The 15,943-nt window shown below is 64.4% G+C and carries 11 protein-coding genes; 2 read left to right on the top strand and 9 right to left on the bottom strand.

The window, feature by feature from the left end; translation table 11 throughout:
* Nucleotides 1-2: 2 nt before the first annotated feature.
* On the top strand, nt 3-4,247 hold the full coding sequence (locus U5919_RS09725) for a DNA-directed DNA polymerase II large subunit (protein ID WP_336023979.1): 4,245 nt from the start codon (nt 3-5) through the stop codon (nt 4,245-4,247).
* Between the two features lie 314 nt (nt 4,248-4,561).
* On the opposite strand, the gene U5919_RS09720 is transcribed toward U5919_RS09725, so the two are convergent.
* From U5919_RS09720 to U5919_RS09700, 5 genes are all read right to left on the bottom strand, one after another.
* The gene (locus tag U5919_RS09720; RefSeq protein WP_336023978.1) at nt 4,562-5,227 is read right to left on the bottom strand and encodes a helix-turn-helix domain-containing protein; all 666 of its coding nucleotides are present in this window, start codon (nt 5,225-5,227) and stop codon (nt 4,562-4,564) included.
* A 141-nt stretch (nt 5,228-5,368) separates the two neighbouring features.
* A complete protein-coding gene (locus U5919_RS09715; protein ID WP_336023977.1) occupies nt 5,369-6,736 on the bottom strand; it encodes a glycine cleavage T C-terminal barrel domain-containing protein in 1,368 nt (455 codons plus the stop codon).
* A 629-nt stretch (nt 6,737-7,365) separates the two neighbouring features.
* Complete coding sequence (locus U5919_RS09710) at nt 7,366-8,925, bottom strand: sulfatase (protein WP_336023976.1); 1,560 nt, start codon at nt 8,923-8,925, stop codon at nt 7,366-7,368.
* An 87-nt stretch (nt 8,926-9,012) separates the two neighbouring features.
* The gene (locus tag U5919_RS09705) at nt 9,013-9,372 is read right to left on the bottom strand and encodes a NifU family protein (protein WP_336023975.1); all 360 of its coding nucleotides are present in this window, start codon (nt 9,370-9,372) and stop codon (nt 9,013-9,015) included.
* 78 nt (nt 9,373-9,450) lie between these two features.
* On the bottom strand, nt 9,451-9,774 hold the full coding sequence (locus tag U5919_RS09700; RefSeq protein ID WP_336023974.1) for a DUF5783 family protein: 324 nt from the start codon (nt 9,772-9,774) through the stop codon (nt 9,451-9,453).
* A 109-nt stretch (nt 9,775-9,883) separates the two neighbouring features.
* Here U5919_RS09700 and U5919_RS09695 point away from each other — a divergent pair, with 109 nt between their 5' ends.
* On the top strand, nt 9,884-10,690 hold the full coding sequence (locus U5919_RS09695; RefSeq protein ID WP_336023973.1) for a DUF7847 domain-containing protein: 807 nt from the start codon (nt 9,884-9,886) through the stop codon (nt 10,688-10,690).
* 732 nt (nt 10,691-11,422) lie between these two features.
* Here the strand turns inward: U5919_RS09695 and recJ are convergent.
* From recJ to hemC, 4 genes are all read right to left on the bottom strand, one after another.
* Nucleotides 11,423-12,874 carry a RecJ family nuclease gene (gene recJ / locus U5919_RS09690; protein WP_336023972.1) on the bottom strand — a complete coding sequence of 484 codons (1,452 nt, stop codon included), beginning with the start codon at nt 12,872-12,874 and terminating at the stop codon, nt 11,423-11,425.
* A gap of 275 nt (nt 12,875-13,149) precedes the next feature.
* A complete protein-coding gene (locus U5919_RS09685) occupies nt 13,150-13,917 on the bottom strand; it encodes a uroporphyrinogen-III synthase (RefSeq protein WP_336023971.1) in 768 nt (255 codons plus the stop codon).
* Nucleotides 13,914-14,771 carry a uroporphyrinogen-III C-methyltransferase gene (gene cobA / locus U5919_RS09680; RefSeq protein WP_336023970.1) on the bottom strand — a complete coding sequence of 286 codons (858 nt, stop codon included), beginning with the start codon at nt 14,769-14,771 and terminating at the stop codon, nt 13,914-13,916. Before cobA ends, U5919_RS09685 begins: the two co-directional genes overlap by 4 nt.
* 2 nt (nt 14,772-14,773) lie before the next feature.
* The gene (gene hemC / locus U5919_RS09675; RefSeq protein WP_336023969.1) at nt 14,774-15,874 is read right to left on the bottom strand and encodes a hydroxymethylbilane synthase; all 1,101 of its coding nucleotides are present in this window, start codon (nt 15,872-15,874) and stop codon (nt 14,774-14,776) included.
* Nucleotides 15,875-15,943: the final 69 nt, after the last annotated feature.

Genomic DNA, 15,943 nt, shown 5'->3' with positions numbered 1-15,943 from the left:
CCGTGTACGAAGAGGACGAGCGGTACTTCGAGCGGATCGAATCCCGGCTCGACGAGGCGTTCGACCGCGCCGAGCGCGCGAAGGGAATGGGCTACGACCCCGAACCCGAGGTCGAGATTCCGGTCGCGAGGGACATGGCCGACAGGGTGGAAAACATCCTCGGGATCCCCGGCGTCGCCGAGCGCGTCCGCGAACTCGAAGGGCAGATGTCCCGCGAGGAGGCCGCCCTCGAACTCGTCACCGACTTCGTCGAAGGCACGGTCGGCGACTACGACAGCCGCGCGGGGAAGGTCGAGGGCGCGGTGCGGACGGCGGTCGCGCTCCTCACCGAGGGTGTCGTCGCCGCCCCCATCGAGGGGATCGACCGCGTCGAAATCCTCGAAAACGACGACGGGACGGAGTTCGTGAACGTCTACTACGCGGGACCGATCCGCTCGGCCGGCGGGACCGCCCAAGCGCTGTCGGTGCTCGTCGCCGACTACGCGCGCTCGCTGCTCGGTATCGAGGAGTACGAGGCACAGAGAAAAGAGGTCGAGCGCTACGCCGAGGAGGTCGCCCTCTACGACAAGGAAACGGGGCTCCAGTACTCGCCGAAGGACAAGGAGACGAAGTTCATCGCCGAGCACATGCCGATTATGCTCGACGGCGAGGCCACCGGCGACGAGGAGGTCTCGGGCTTCCGGGACCTCGAACGCGTCGACACCAACTCCGCCCGCGGCGGGATGTGCCTCGTGCTCGCGGAGGGAATCGCGCTGAAAGCGCCGAAGATCCAGCGCTACACCCGCGGCCTCGACGAGGTCGACTGGCCGTGGCTGCAGGACCTCATCGACGGCACCATCGGCAAAGAAGACGCCGAAGCGACAGACCCTGACGACGCCGAAATCGACGCGTCGAGCGGAGAAGAAGCGGACGGCGAAGACAGCGACGCTGACGGAGAGGGCGGCACTGACACCGAGAGCGACGACAGCGAGCACCTTGAGACCGGCGACGAACCGGCCCGACCGCCCCGGCTCGATCCGTCGATGAAGTACCTTAGGGACCTCATCGCCGGTCGCCCCGTCTTCGGTCACCCGAGCGCGGAGGGCGGGTTCAGGCTCCGGTACGGGCGCGCGCGCAATCACGGCTTCGCGACCGCGGGCGTCCACCCGGCGACGATGCACCTCGTCGACGACTTCCTCGCGACCGGGACGCAGATCAAGACCGAGCGGCCGGGCAAGGCCGCGGGCGTCATCCCGGTCGACTCCATCGAGGGCCCGACGGTCCGCCTCGCCAACGGCGACGTCCGCCGAATCGACGACCCCGAGGAAGCACTCGAAATCAGAAACGGGGTCGAGAAGATCATCGATCTCGGCGAATACCTCGTCAATTTCGGGGAATTCGTCGAGAACAACCACCAGCTCGCGCCCGCCTCGTACGTCTACGAGTGGTGGGTGCAGGACTTCGAGGCCGCCGGGGGACCGGTCCAAGCGCTCGCGGACGACCCCGCGGTCGACCTCGAACAGCCGACGCCGACGGAGGCGGCGGAGTGGGCGACCGACTACGACTGTCCGCTGCATCCGGACTACACGTACCTGTGGCACGACATCTCGGTCGACCAGTTCGAGGACCTCGCCGACGCCGTCGCGGCCGGACGGGTCGTCAGCGCCGAGGCGGACGGCGGGCTGGCGGCCGGTTCCGACGAGGCCGGCGGTCCGACGGTCGACGACGCAGCAAATGAGGGCAGCGACGCCGCGAGTGGGACCGGCACGGTCCTCGAACTGGAGAAGTCGGCGGCGATCGCCGAGATCCTCGAACACCTGCTCGTCGAGCACACGCAACGCGAGGAGTCGATTCGGGTTCCGGAATGGCGCTTGCTGGTCCGCTCGCTCGGATTCGTCGAGCGCGAGGGGCCCCGCGAACTCGAACGAACGTGGGAGCCGGGCGACATCCCCCCGTCAGCCCGCGAGTGGGACGACGGCGAAAACGCCGTGAAAGCCGTCAACGAAGTCGCGCCGTTCGAGATCCGCGAGCGCGCGCCGACCCGCGTCGGCAACCGGATGGGCCGCCCCGAGAAGTCCGAATCGCGAGACCTCTCTCCCGCGGTCCACACGCTCTTTCCGATCGGCGAGTCCGGCGGCAACCAGCGTAACGTCGCCGAGGCCGCCCGGCACAGAGACGAGCGGGGCCGTCGCGGCGTCGTCGACGTCCGCGTCGGCGACCGCGTCTGTCCGGATTGCGGCACGCACACCTACCGGACGACCTGCTCGGACTGCGGCATCCACACCGAACCCCACTACGAGTGCAAGGAGTGCGACCAGACCGTCGAACCCGACGAATCCGGGCGCGTGTACTGCGACCGCTGCGAGCGCGACGTCACGAGCCCCGACTGGTTCTCGGTCGACGTCGGCGAAGAGTACCGCCGCGCACTCGAAACGGTGGGCGAGCGCGAGGCCGCCTACGACATCCTGAAGGGCGTGAAGGGTCTCACCTCGGCGAATAAGACGCCCGAACCGATGGAGAAGGGCGTCCTCCGGGCGAAAAACGGCGTCACGTCGTTCAAGGACGGGACGGTCCGCTACGATATGACGGACCTCCCCGTCACGGCGGTCCGGCCGGCCGAACTCGACGTGACCGCCGCGGACTTCCGCGAACTGGGTTATGAGACCGACATCGACGGCGAACCGCTGGAGTTCGACGATCAGCTGGTCGAGCTGAAAGTCCAGGACATCGTGCTCTCGGACGGCGCGGCCGAACACATGCTCAAGACCGCCGACTTCGTCGACGATCTCTTAGAGCAGTACTACGGACTGCCCGCGTTCTACGAGGTCGAAGAACGGGAGGAACTCGTCGGCGAACTCGTCTTCGGGATGGCCCCGCACACGTCCGCCGCGGTCGTCGGCCGCGTCGTCGGCTTCACGTCCGCCGCCGTCGGCTACGCGCATCCGTACTTCCACGCCGCGAAGCGTCGGAACTGCTTCCATCCCGAGACGAAGGTCTGGTTCGAGGACGAGGCAGGCGACTGGCACTACGGGCCGATCCGTAATCTCGTGGAACCGCGCCTCGAAGACCCGACTGAGGACGACTTCGGGACGCTCGTGCAGGAACTCGACGGCGACGTGTTCGTCCCGTCCATTACCGAAGGCGGCGAGGAGGTTCTGAAGCCGGTCGAAGCGGTCTCGAAACACGTCGCACCTGAGCATCTCGTACGAATTGAGACCCGAAGCGGTCGGGAGATAACGGTCACAGCCGACCACGAACTCTGTCGGTGGAACGGAAGCGTCGAGAAAGTCGAGGCATCACAGGTCGCTCCCGGCGATTCGCTCCCGGTTTCACCTCATCCCCCATTCCAGCGACGTGGAGCGAAGGCGGGGGCGGATCGCGCGCGTGCAGACGGTGGTGTCGCGACCGATCCGGTCGAAACCGTCGAATACATCGAAAGTGACGTCAGTCACACGTACTGCCTGACCGTCGAAGGCACTCACACACTCCTATCAAATTCAATATATACCGGCCAGTGTGACGGCGACGAAGATTGCGTGATGCTGCTGATGGATGGCCTCCTGAACTTCTCGAAGCAGTATCTCCCCGACAAGCGTGGTGGGCAGATGGACGCCCCCCTCGTGATGTCCTCCCGCATCGATCCCAGCGAGATCGACGACGAGGCGCACAATATGGACATCGTGCGGCAGTATCCCAGAGAATTCTACGAGGCGACGCTCGAACTCGACGATCCCGAGGACGTCGAGGAACTGATCCAACTCGGCGAGGACACGCTCGGCACCGACGACGAGTACCGCGGCTTCGACCACACCCACGACACGACCGACATCGCGCTCGGTCCCGATCTCTCCGCCTACAAGACGCTCGGCTCGATGATGGACAAGATGGACGCCCAACTCGAACTCGCTCGGAAACTCCGCGCGGTCGACGAGACCGACGTCGCAGAGCGGGTCATCGAGTACCACTTCCTGCCCGATCTGATCGGCAATCTGCGGGCCTTCTCCAGACAGGAGACGCGCTGTCTCGACTGCGGCGAGAAGTACCGGCGGATGCCGCTCACCGGCGACTGCCGCGAGTGCGGCGGGCGGGTGAACCTGACAGTGCACAAGGGCTCGGTGAACAAGTACATGGACACCGCCATCCACGTCGCCGAGGAGTTCGGCTGTCGGGAGTACACCAAACAGCGGCTGGAAGTGCTCGAACAGAGCCTCGAATCCGTCTTCGAGAACGACAAAAACAAGCAGTCAGGGTTTGCGGACTTTATGTAGACCCACCTTTTTCCAGCAGGGGGTTCCCGCTGTTCAAAAACCTGGAGGGAAAAAGCCGCTCGCTCGGCCTTCGGCCTCGCTCGCGGTAGGAGATCCTAGAAGCCACCGCTCAGTAAGGAGTCGACGAAGTTGGTTTCACGTTCAGTTACGACGAATTTGCTGAGTGATGACACTGCGTATTGACCGGCACAACGCGGGGCGCTCCCCGAGGTATCTCCGGTACCTACTCACTCGACTACACACCGCCACGCTGACGGAGACGCGAGTCGTGCCCTCAGGGTGTCATCGTCGGCACGGCACCGAGTCGCCGGTGATCACTCCGGCTTTTCACTGTCATCAACCAGAGACGAGATGATGAGTCGCTGGATTCCACGTCGAAGAAGACCACTGGCAGCAGGTTGAGAGATATCCAGATCAGCGGCGACCTCGCCGAGAGTTGCGCTCCGTGGTTCTTTGAAATACCCTGCTTCGAACGCGACGAGGAGTGCTTCTCGCTGACTATCGGTCAGCCCAGCGTCCGTGTTACCTAAACTATCGTACTCGTTCACGCGCAGTAAATCGATATCGACGTCATTCTGTTTCGCGTAGTCCCAGAGATGAACCAGATCCGTTCGCTCGGGCATCCATATTGTGAGAATCCACGCGCTTCCGTCGTTCTCCATATCGAGGATGACACCGTTCGCGGCCGAAATTACGGGTGAGAGGATCTTCGCTTCGTCTGTGTACTCGAAGCTATAGATCGCCTTGTTGTCTCTGGTTTCGATGACCCGTTCGAACTCGCCGATCGTACTGTCATTCCGTAATCCGTCTTCGAATTGGCGGAAATCAGACGATTCAATGTGATAGAAGAACTTCCCCGACGTCGGGTCAGTTCCCGCCTCTGACACCGACTTGACTTTCGAGCTTCGGTCGTGAGTGACTGCCCCTGTGAGCACTATATCAGGGTGCTTGGCTCGGACGACCGCTTTGATATCACTCATAGTTCTGTAGGTTGGAGTGTTAGTGTACTAAGCGGTATAAGTGAGCACGTTTGAGACGCTCGGTGAAATCTATCCTGCAATACGTATTATCTGGGCATAAATCGCTGCGTTCGTCACAGTTCGTTCTCGGAGAAACGACTCTCAATCGTCCATATCGTCCCTAGCGTGAATCTTGGCCTGTTCGCGAGCGCTGGGATTGACTGACTCTTTGAACGGAACTTTCGCTAGCGTCGCGTATACGGGTTCGCCGGGCACCGCAGCGTACTCGTCCGGGAGGTGTACCTCGAACTCTATGTCGACGTCCGCGTCGTAGATCGAGTCGTCGAGCGAAACGTCGGTCGCGGCCTGCAGTTTCTTCGCTGGCACGAATCCGAGGCCGATATTGGTCTCGAGCTCCGGGTTCCACCCCGCCGACGTCAGGTACCCGCATTCCTCCCCCGTCTCCGGGTCAGAGATGAGCCAGAAGTCCGAGGCCCACTCCATAATCGGTTCGCCTGCCATTTTCAGCCCGATCAGTTTGTGCGTGAACGGGAACTCGCCGTTCTCGATCGCTTCCTTCTGGCGTTCCAGTTCGGCTTTGCCGACGTAGTCCGCGTCCTTGTCGTCGGGCACCTGATAGCCGAGATTGACTTGGAACGGCGACGTCTCGTGGTCCATATCCTGCCCCAACGACAGGATTCCGGCAGCGATCCGCCGACGACCGTTTACTGGTCCCGCGGCCCCGCCGTGGTCTTTGACTGTTTCGAGTACCGGGTTCCACACTGCTTCGGCGTTCGTCGTCGCTTCGCGGACGTATATCTCGAATCCCGCCTCTCCGGAGAAGCCCGTTTGGCTCACCAGTACCGGGACGTCGTTGATCGTCGCTTCCAACAGTCCGTAGTACGGGACGTCTTCGACCGCGTCATCGATGAGCGACTCGATCACGTCGGTCGATTTCGGGCCCTGGACCTGCATCGGCGAGACGTCGATCTCGTCGATATCGACCTCGAAGTCGTTCCCGACCGTGACCCCTTGCAACCACTGCAGCAGGTCGGCGTCGGCGATAGAGAACCAGAACTCGTCCTCGTCGGGTCGCAACAGGACGAAATCGTTGAGAATACCGCCGTCATAGTTGCAGCAGATGGCGTACTTGCCACGCATCGGCTCGATGTCGGTCGCGTCCCGCGTGATGACGTAGTTGACGAACGCCTCGGCGTCGGGCCCTTTGACGCGAATCTGGCGCTCGACCGCGACGTCCCACAGCGCGACGTCGTTGACCAGCAGTTCGTACTCGGCTTTCGAACCGCCGTCTTCGGGGTCGATGAACGCCCGCGGGTGATACATATGGTTGTACACCGTCGCCTCGTGACAGCCTTCCTCGACGGAGAGGTGCCAGAACGGAGACTTACGGACTCGGTTCGAGATCACGAGGTCGACGTCTGCGTCGCCTGTTTGACGGAGATTTCTGGGGATGGTACGATCCGATTGGTCGACGCTGGGATGGTTCGGCTGGTGTTGTTCTCTAGACATTAGAGATCTATCCCGATGGTTCAACGCGATGGTTGAATAGCGTCGCCCAGACACGCTCGAATCGACTGGCGATGAACGACACGCCGGCACCGGCGGGGAGGTAAAATTCCGGTTCAGTCGCCCTGTTTCGATTGTCGGTTGGGGTACTGCGTGGCATACAGGTGAGTAGAGGACTCGTAACCGTATCGTTCTGTAGCTTAAACGTATAACCCACTTATACCGGGTTCAGGATATTTCGTGTTTTTCGACCCCTTCCGCGCGTCACTCGTTGGTTCGGGAGATTCCTTTGCGGAGACCGATCTCACGGTAGATACGTCGCGAGGAAGTCCACGAGCCGGTCGAGGGTCTCGTTGATTTCGCTGTCCTCGTCGTCGTCTCGACTGGTCATAGATCACAGTCAACGCGCGGTGCAAAGTACCTACTGCCGCACAGAGGCATTCGCGCGAACGAGGGTCCTTTCGAACCCCGTTCGCACGATTCACCGAGCGTGAGGCCGAAGGCCGAACGCTCGGCATTTTTCCCTCCGCCGTGAGACGCTCCGCGTCTCACGAGCCTTGCTTCGCTCCGCTCAGCAAGACAGGTTTTTGCGCGGAGGGGTCCGCAGGACCCCTCCGTGGAAAAAGGTGGGTCTATTCGAGATACCCCAAGTCTCGAAGCCGCTCTTGGGCCTCGTCGTCCATCTCGTCGACGGTGTCGTCGTCGACGTCGTCGTCGAGCGCGTCGGTCCACGCGCCGCCGATCGCCGACTCGAAGTCCGCGAGCGTCTCGTCGACGTCCTCGATACTCGGGTCACCCTCGCCCGCGACGTTCTCGGTCTCGCCGGGGTCGTCGTCGAGGCGGTAGGCCTCGTCGGCGATCCGATCGATCCGGACGTACTTGGCGTCGGTGCGGCGCGCGGCGCGCATTCGGGAGTAAAACCGCGAGTCGCTCGGGATCGTGAGCCCGGCGTCGGCGGCCTTCTCCTCGAGTTGGTTCAGTTCGACGACCGGTCGGGAGTACTCGATGAAGGCGTACTCGCCGCCGCCGCGCTTTCCGGGGTCACGCCCGGCCGCGTCGGTGTCGTCGTCGACGCCGGCGAACTCGCGGTAGGAATCGGAGACGAGCGAGCGCGTCCGATCGAGCGCGACCACGTCGCCACCGGACGAGGCGGGTGTCCCGCCGTCGACGTCGAGCGCGTCGAGGACGGTGTGGTACAGATCGAGCAGTTCGACCTGGTCCTCGCGGCGATCGGCGTCGAGTTCGGGGTGTTTCACCATCAGCGGGACGTTCACGAGCGGGTCGTACAGGCAGAACTCGTGCCCGTAGAGGTCGTGTTCGCCGTGTAGCTCCCCGTGGTCCGCGCAGACGACGACCATCGTGTCGTCCCAGCGACCCTCCGCCTTCAGCCAGTCGAACAGCCGCCCGAGCTGGTCGTCGATGTGCGCGATTTCGGCGTCGTACAGGCCGCGGATGTCCGCCCACTCGTCGGCGTCGATCTCGCGCGCACCGGAGTTGTACTCCTTGGAGTTCTGACACACGTCGGTCGAGTCGACGCCGGGTGCGAACTCCGCTGCGAACTCCTCGGGCGGGTGATACGGCAGGTGCGCGTCCATCAGGTTGATGAACGCGAACGACTTTTCGGACTCTTCGATGAACGCCTTCGTTCGGTCGATCACGGCGGGCGTCTTCGAGTCGGCGCTGCCGCCGCCCGCGAAGTACTCGTGGGCGGTGTTGCCGAGGCTGACGAGTTTGTCCGCGACGGCCCGAAGCGCCTCGTTGTCGTTCATCGCCTTCCACGCGCGGGCCAGCGGCCCCGAGAGGAACTCGCCGGGCATCACCTCGAAGAAGTTGTCCTGATCGTCGAAGCCGTCGGTGAGGTGCGTATACGGCGTGATCCACGCGTTCGAGGAGTAACAGGCGGTGTCGTATCCCGCCGCCGAGAGCGTTTCCGCGAGCGTCGTCACGCCCTCCAAGTAGGGGTTCTCCTGATCCGCACCGTGCCGCGAGGGGTACATCCCGGTGAAAAGCGACGCGTGCACGGGGAGTGTCCACGGCGCGGGCGCGACTGCCTCCTCGAAGACGGTCGCCTCCTCGGCGAAGGTTGCTAGATTCGGCGTCGTCGGACGGTCGTAGCCGTAGGGAGTGAGCCGGTCCTTCCGAACCGTGTCCATCACCACGAAGAGAACGTTCTCGGGTGATTCGGTGGTCATACTCTCACATCTCATCGACGACGTCAAAGAGCCACCGGTCCTGCGACGTCAGCGAAACGCGAAAACCGGCGAAGGACCGAATTTCGGTTAGAACGGGGCCTGCGGACCTTCGTCGCTGTCGGCGTCCTCGCTGCTCTCCTCGCCGGGGAACGACGGAGCCATTCCGTCGTCGTGGCCACCGCCGCCCATCCCGGTTTCGGCGTGGACCATCTCGATCTCGGGGATCTCTTTGACCATCCGGCTCTTGATCGCCTGAATCGTCATCGGTGAGATACCGCAGCCCGAACACGCGCCGCCGAGCATAATCGTGACCTCGCCGCTCTCGCGGTCGAGGTTCTGAATCGCCGCTGATCCGCCGTGCATCTGAATCTGCGGGAAGTTCCGGCGCAGGAAGTTCGTGACGCGCTCTTTCAGGTCGTCGTCGCCGCCTGCAGCGTCCGTGCTCATACTCTCGGCTTGGGCGTCAATCGGCTTAGGCCTTTGGTTCACGCCACGAGCGGGCCGGTCGATTCACAAATTCGAGCCTCACTCGTCGGCGTCCATCCCGAACACGCGACGGTGCTGTCGGCGGAGTTCCTCGACGTACGCGTCCAACACGCCGGAGAGCTTCTCGTCGTCGACGACGACCGCGGTCAGTCGTTCCGTCGGATTCTCGGGGAGTTCGATCCGGAAGTCGCCGTCCTCGTAGAACGGCTCGGACTCGTTGAGGATCTGCTGGTCGATAGCGTGGACGAGTTCGGAGTCGTACGCGTCGTTCATCGTCTCGAAGGCGTTCTTGTACGCGCGCTGGAGTTCGGGGAAGTAGTTGGCGTATTTATCCTCGAACTTCTCGGGATCGAAGTCGGTCATACTCCTGCGTTCGCCGCCGACGGTACAAACCGGTTTTCGTCCCGGGGCGTCCGGACAGCGAATCAGGAGTGCGGCGTAGGTTTATGTCGTTCCCCGGATCAGTCAGCGTATGGCCGTCCTGACTGCCCTCCGAGAGAGCCCCGGCGCTCTCGTTCGAAATCCGATACTGTTCGTTCCGGTACTCGTCGTAATGCTCGTCCAACTACCCGTGCTGCTCCTGCAGTCGGTGAATCCGATCCTCGCCGGCGTCGCCTCGGCGCTCGTCTCACTGCTTTCGATCGCGGCGATCCCCTTCTTCCAAGGCGGACTGCTCGCGATGGCCGACGAGGCGCTCGACGGGCGGACCTCGTTCGCGACGTTCCTCGAAAGCGGGAAGCGCCACTACGTGGCGATCCTCGTCGCGTATCTCGTGCTCCTCGCCGTGAACTTCACGTTCGGAATGGTCGCTTTCGTCGCCGGTATCGCGGGGAGCGTCCTGCTCATCGGCAGCGGGCAGTTCGGCGGACCGAACCTCGCGGTCCTCGTCGCGCTCGGCGTCGTCGCCGCGATCGGAATCCTCGCGTACCTGCTCGTCGTGTTCTTCCTGCAGTTCTACGGGCAGGCGATCGTCCTCGAAGGTCGCGACGCGGTCGAGGGACTCAAACGGAGCATCGCCGTCGTTCGCGAAAATCTCCTGAGCACGATCGGCTACGTGCTCCTCGCCGGCGTTGTGGGGTCACTCGCCGGTCTCGGATTCGCCGGAGCGTCGGCGTTGCTCTCGCAGGGGACGACGACGTCTGTGATGGGGAACGCAGCGCCCGCGCCGTCGCTCCCGGTACTCGCCGGCGTTGGAGTGGGCGTACTCGTGCTCGGAACCCTGTTCGGGGGGTTTTTCTCCGTGTTTTCGGTGGCGTTCTATCGAAAGATCGCCGAGTAGGACGATCGCCGTCAACGATTCGTTGGTGTTGTATGTAGCATCATAGGATATATCGAGAGAGGAGACAGCGAAATCGTCGATCATCGAATAAACGCGTGTCGGGCGCTACGTCGTCGTTGACGCCGTTATCAACACTAGCGGCATTTAGAGCGTGCTGTGGTTGATCGAAAAGCGAGATCTACTTCGAGAGTCTCCTTCTGATCTCACCTGCCGGTTGGCCAGCCGAGTGGAGAGGAAGGGTTGGTGGAGTGCTCACAGGTGTTACCCACGTATTTGAACGCTGACGAGACGGATGAGGAGTGGTCCGCCGACGAGAGAGATATTTCGACGATGCGATACCGCAGTGAGTGTCAGCCGTGACAGCAGCACTCGTCGGCAACACCCGGGGCAGTTGCTGGCGAATGCTGCATCAGACCGCAGTCGGGATTCGCACTCGACAGATCCGCGTTACGATGCTCACAACGAGACTCATTCGTCGTACACAATGGAGCGGTGTATCGACTACACTCTGAAGCGGTTCACCGAATTCTCCGGAACACCACGGGAGTAGTTTCGCGTGTCTCAACAGCCAAGGCTTCGCGAGACTGACGAGACGCTCACGAAGACGCGTGAGGCTAAAATCGGTAGATACAGAGCTACTTCCACCTATCGAACGCGCACACAGCGCTACCGCCTACCACTTCATAAACCAAATTCAGCGATATCAACATCCAATAGACGCCACATCCTCACCTACGACAACTGTTCGCCGACGAGCCGGTCCGCTTCCGCGACGAACGCCTCGCGTGAGCCGGTCGGGATCGTCGCGCCCGCGGCGACGTTGTGGCCGCCGCCGTCGCCGTCGACGGCGCGCGAGGCCTCGCGCATCACCGTGGAGAGATCCAACCCTTGACGGACGAGCGCGTGCGTCCCGCGGGCGCTGACCTTCACCTCCTCGTCGGACTTCTCGGCGAAGGCGAGAATCGGAACGTCGCCGCGGATCCCCGAGGAGCCGACCGCCATCCCGGCGACGATGCCGACGATGGTCTCTCTGATCCTCGTTTCGGCGTCGAACCACTGGACGTTGTCCTCGACGGTTGTTCCCTCGTTTTGCACCCACTGGAGGCCTTCAGAGAGGTTGCGACGGTGGTTTCTCAGCAGCGTCCGAGCGCGGTCGAGCGCGCCCTCTCGATCGCCGAGACAGACCGCGAGGCCGACGTCCGCGCGCTCGTACCGAGCCGTCGCGTTCAGGAGCGTCGAGAACTCGCTGACGTCTCGGAGTTCGGTTCCGGGGGCCTCCTCGGTCAGCGTGTAGGTCGTCCCGACGAGCGCGTCGATCCGGCTCGCGGGGACACCCGAGGCGATTGCTCGTTTCAGGAGGCCGCTCACGACGGTCTGGCGCTCCGACATCGTGAGATCGACCCAGCGACGCCACTCGCCGCCTTCCTTCAGGTCCAAATCGAGTTCCGAGAGGAACTCGATCGCGCCGTTGGCGTCGTTCGTGATCCCCGGAATCCGGACGTCGCTGGCGTATTCGAGGAACTTCGGCAGCGGTCGCGTTTGTCGCCCATAGACGAGGAGATCGGTCGCCTCCTCGACGACGCCCGCGGCGACGCCCTCGTCGACGATGCCCTGATTCGCACCGGAGAGGCCGCCGTCCGTTGCTTGCATATCGCCGACCGCGCCGACGACGGCGAGCGCCGCGAGGTCGCGGTTGTCGCCGTCTGACGGTTCGAGCGCGCGAGCGAGGACGTAGCTCGCGCCCGCCCCGGAGAGTTCCGACGCGCCGTCGAGGCCGAACAGCAGCGGATTCAGGTGGTGGTCGGGTTCGTCGAGGTCGTCCGGCAGTTCGGCTGGCTGGTGGTGGTCGGCGACAACCGGCGTGAACGCGCCGTCGGCCGCGTAGGGCGCGATGACGTCCAACTGGCCGCTCCCGAAGTCGGTGAAAAGCACCGTCCGGTAGTCGGTCGCGGCGATCCGGGCGACCTCTTTCTCGTCGAGTTGTTTCGCGAACACGGTCTCGAACGGGATCCCCGCGCGTTCGAGGGCCGCGGCGGCGACGGCGGCGCTCGTGAGTCCGTCGGCGTCGATGTGGGACGCGAGCAGCACGCGGTCGGCGTCTCTGAGCCGGTCCGCGCAGGCGACGGCCCGCTCGCGGAGTTCGGGAACCGGCCCGTCGGCGCTCGTCGTCGTGTCCGCGCTCATACCCGGCCCTGAGTCGCTCTCGGATTTAAACCCACGCCCGTACGTGTGTGTTGACAGTAGCGTGTGATGCGAGAGTGGTGTGTAGACGCCCTCGGAAGCCCCCGAGCTCTCGACGAAGGCAGGCGAAGTAAGGACCGCAAGATCGAACGTAGTGAGCGATGAGGACCGCAGCGAGCCCTCCGAGTCGAGAGCGCGGCCCCTTCCAGTCCCACCCCGATAGTTGTATAGTCGCCATCGTCGGGGGGGTCAGTTGTCGAACAATAGTCCGTGGTTCTTCACTCGTGGTACGTCGGCGCGGCTTCCTCGACGGCGGCGGCAGCGAGTTCGTCGAACGTCGCGTTGTCGGGGACGACGTCGACGCGGATGCCGTGGCTTTCGGCCGTTTCTCGGGTGGGTGCGCCGATGACGCCGACGACCGCGCGGTTCAGGCCGGCGACGGCCTCCTCGCGGACGCCGCGTTCCTCCGCGGCCGCGAGGAAGTTCTCGACGGTGAGCGACGAGGTGAAGCAGACGGCGTCGAGGTCGCCGCCGGCGGCCATCACCGTCGACTGCCCGGAGCCCTCGGGTCGGACGAGCCGGTAGAGGACCGTTTCGTGCACGTTCGCGCCCACCTCACGAAGCCCGTCGAGGAGCACGTCGCTGCCGTGATCGCTGCGTGCGACTTCGACGCGCATCCCGTCGACGACGCCTTCGAGCGTCGATACGAGTCCCGACGACGTGTACTCCTCGGGGACGGCGTCGACCGTACAGCCCGCGGCGCGCGCGGCGGCCGCGGTCCGCGGCCCGATACAGGCGAGCGTGGCCGTTCCCGGCGTCCATCCGGCCTTGTCGAGAATCTCGACGCCGGTCTTGCTCGTCAGGACGACGAGGTCGACGGAAGCGCCGTCTCCCGCGTTTCCGGTGTTCGGAACCGCTCCCGTCGGTTCGACTTCGAGCATCGGATCGGGAACGGGGACCGCGCCGAGCGATTCGAGCAGTTCGACTGCCTCCGCCATCCGCTCGTCATCCGGGCGGAAGACCGCGACGTGGACGTCGCGGGTCATTTCGCGGGCTCCTCCGATTCCGCCGGCTTCTCCGTTCCAGTGCGGTTCCGCAGGAACTCGACGACGCGCGCCCGGGTCGCCGCCACCTCGCCGATGACGGTGATCGCGGGGGGTTCGATCCCCTCTCTGTCCCGTACGTCGACGATGTCGTCGAGGGTTCCGCTCGCGACGCGCATCTCCGGCCACGTCGCGCGCTCGATCAGCGCGACCGGCGTCTCCGGATCCATCCCGGCCTCGCGCAGCGCCTGCGTGTACTTCGGGAGTTTGCCGACGCCCATCAGGACCACGAGCGTCCCACCGGTCGCCGCAAGCGCTTCCCAATCGACCGCCGATTCCTCCTTCGTCGGATCCTCGTGGCCCGTGACGAAGGAGACCGAAGAGGTGTGATCGCGGTGGGTGACCGGAATGCCGGTGGTTCCGGGTCCCGCGATCGCGGAGGTGATTCCGGGCACGACCTCGAAGGGGATACCCTCGCTGGCGAGATGTTCCATCTCCTCGCCGCCGCGGCCGAAGACGAACGGGTCGCCGCCCTTCAGCCGGACGACGTCCTTGCCCTCGCGAGCGAGTTCGACGAGTCGCCGATTCGTGTACTCCTGCGGCGTCCACTCGCCGCCCGCGCGCTTGCCGACGTCCTCGCGCTTGTCCTCGGGGATCGAATCGAGGATCTCCGGCCCGGGGAGCTTGTCGTGGAGCACGACGTCAGCCTCGTCGAGGAGACGCCGCGCCTTGACGGTCAGCAGTTCCGGGTCGCCGGGGCCGCTCCCGACGAGGTAGACGGTGCCGGGCGGTCCAGTCGACCCGGCAGTGTCGGTCGAATCCGCGTCGACAATCGGGGCGGGATCTTCCTCAGCCATCGTCACTCCTCCGCGGCTTCGCGCGCCGCGGCTATCAGGTCGTCGGCACCGCGCTCTGCGAGGTCGGCGGCGAACGCCGCGGCGGCGTTAGCGTGATCGTCGACCGGGAGGTCGCGGCTCGCGGCCACCTCGTCCTCGCCGTCGGCGGAGAGCACGCGCGCGTTCACGTGGACGTACTCGCCCTGCAGCTTCGCGTGGACGCCGATCGGCGCGATGCAGCCGCCGCCGAGTTCCGCGAGCACCGTCCGCTCGGCGGTCGTTTCGACACGTGTCCGCGGGTGATCGACGGCAGATCGGATCTCCTCGGTCGCCTCGCTATCGGCGCGGGCGGTGATCGCGATGGCACCCTGCCCGGGCGCGGGCACGAACGTCGCGGGGTCGAACCGGGCGTACTCGACGTGGTGCAAGAGGCCCGTGCGTCGGAGTCCCGCCTCCGCGAGGACAATGGCGTCGTACTCGGTGTCGATCTCTCGTTCGAGCGCGCGGCGCTCGATCTCCGCGAGGCCGTCGAACCACTCCTCGATCGACTGATCGAACTCCTCGACTGCCTCGTCGCCTTTGCTGTCGGGGCCCTCGTTGCGGTCGGCGTCGACGCGCCGCTCGTGTTCGGCCTGCAGTTCGGGCGCGAGCAGCTTCTCGATCCGCGTATCGACGTTGCCGCGGAGCGGTTCGACTTCGAGGTCGGGGCGCTCGGCGAGGAGCTGTGCCTTCCGTCGAAGCGAGGAAGTGCCGACGACGGAACCGGCGGGAAGGTTCTTCAGTTCGGTTCCGTCGGGCGTGAGAAGCAGATCCGCGGCCGACTCGCGCATCGGAACGCCCGCGACGACGAGTTCGTTCGGCCCTTCGGTGGGCATATCCTTCATCGAGTGCACCGCGGCGTCGACCTCGCCGTCGAGCACCTTCTCGTCGAGCGCGCGGACGAACGCGCCGGTCTTGCCGAGGCGGTGGATGAGCTCGTCTCTGATCTGGTCGCCGCGCGTCTCGACTTCGACGAGCTCGACGTCGAACCGGCGGTCTTCGAGCGTCTCCCGGACGATCGCCGCCTGCCGAAGCGCCAGATCCGAGCCCCGCGTCGCCAGTCGGAGTGTCCCGCGAGTAGTCATTGACGCATCCTCGGCGGCCACGGGTGAAAAGGCCACCACTTCCGTCGCGTCGACGCCGCTCGCTCACCA

Source organism: Halobellus sp. LT62 (assembly GCF_037031285.1).
In the GTDB taxonomy this organism is placed as follows: domain Archaea; phylum Halobacteriota; class Halobacteria; order Halobacteriales; family Haloferacaceae; genus Haloquadratum; species Haloquadratum salinisoli.
This window is presented reverse-complemented; position numbering and strand designations above follow the sequence as displayed.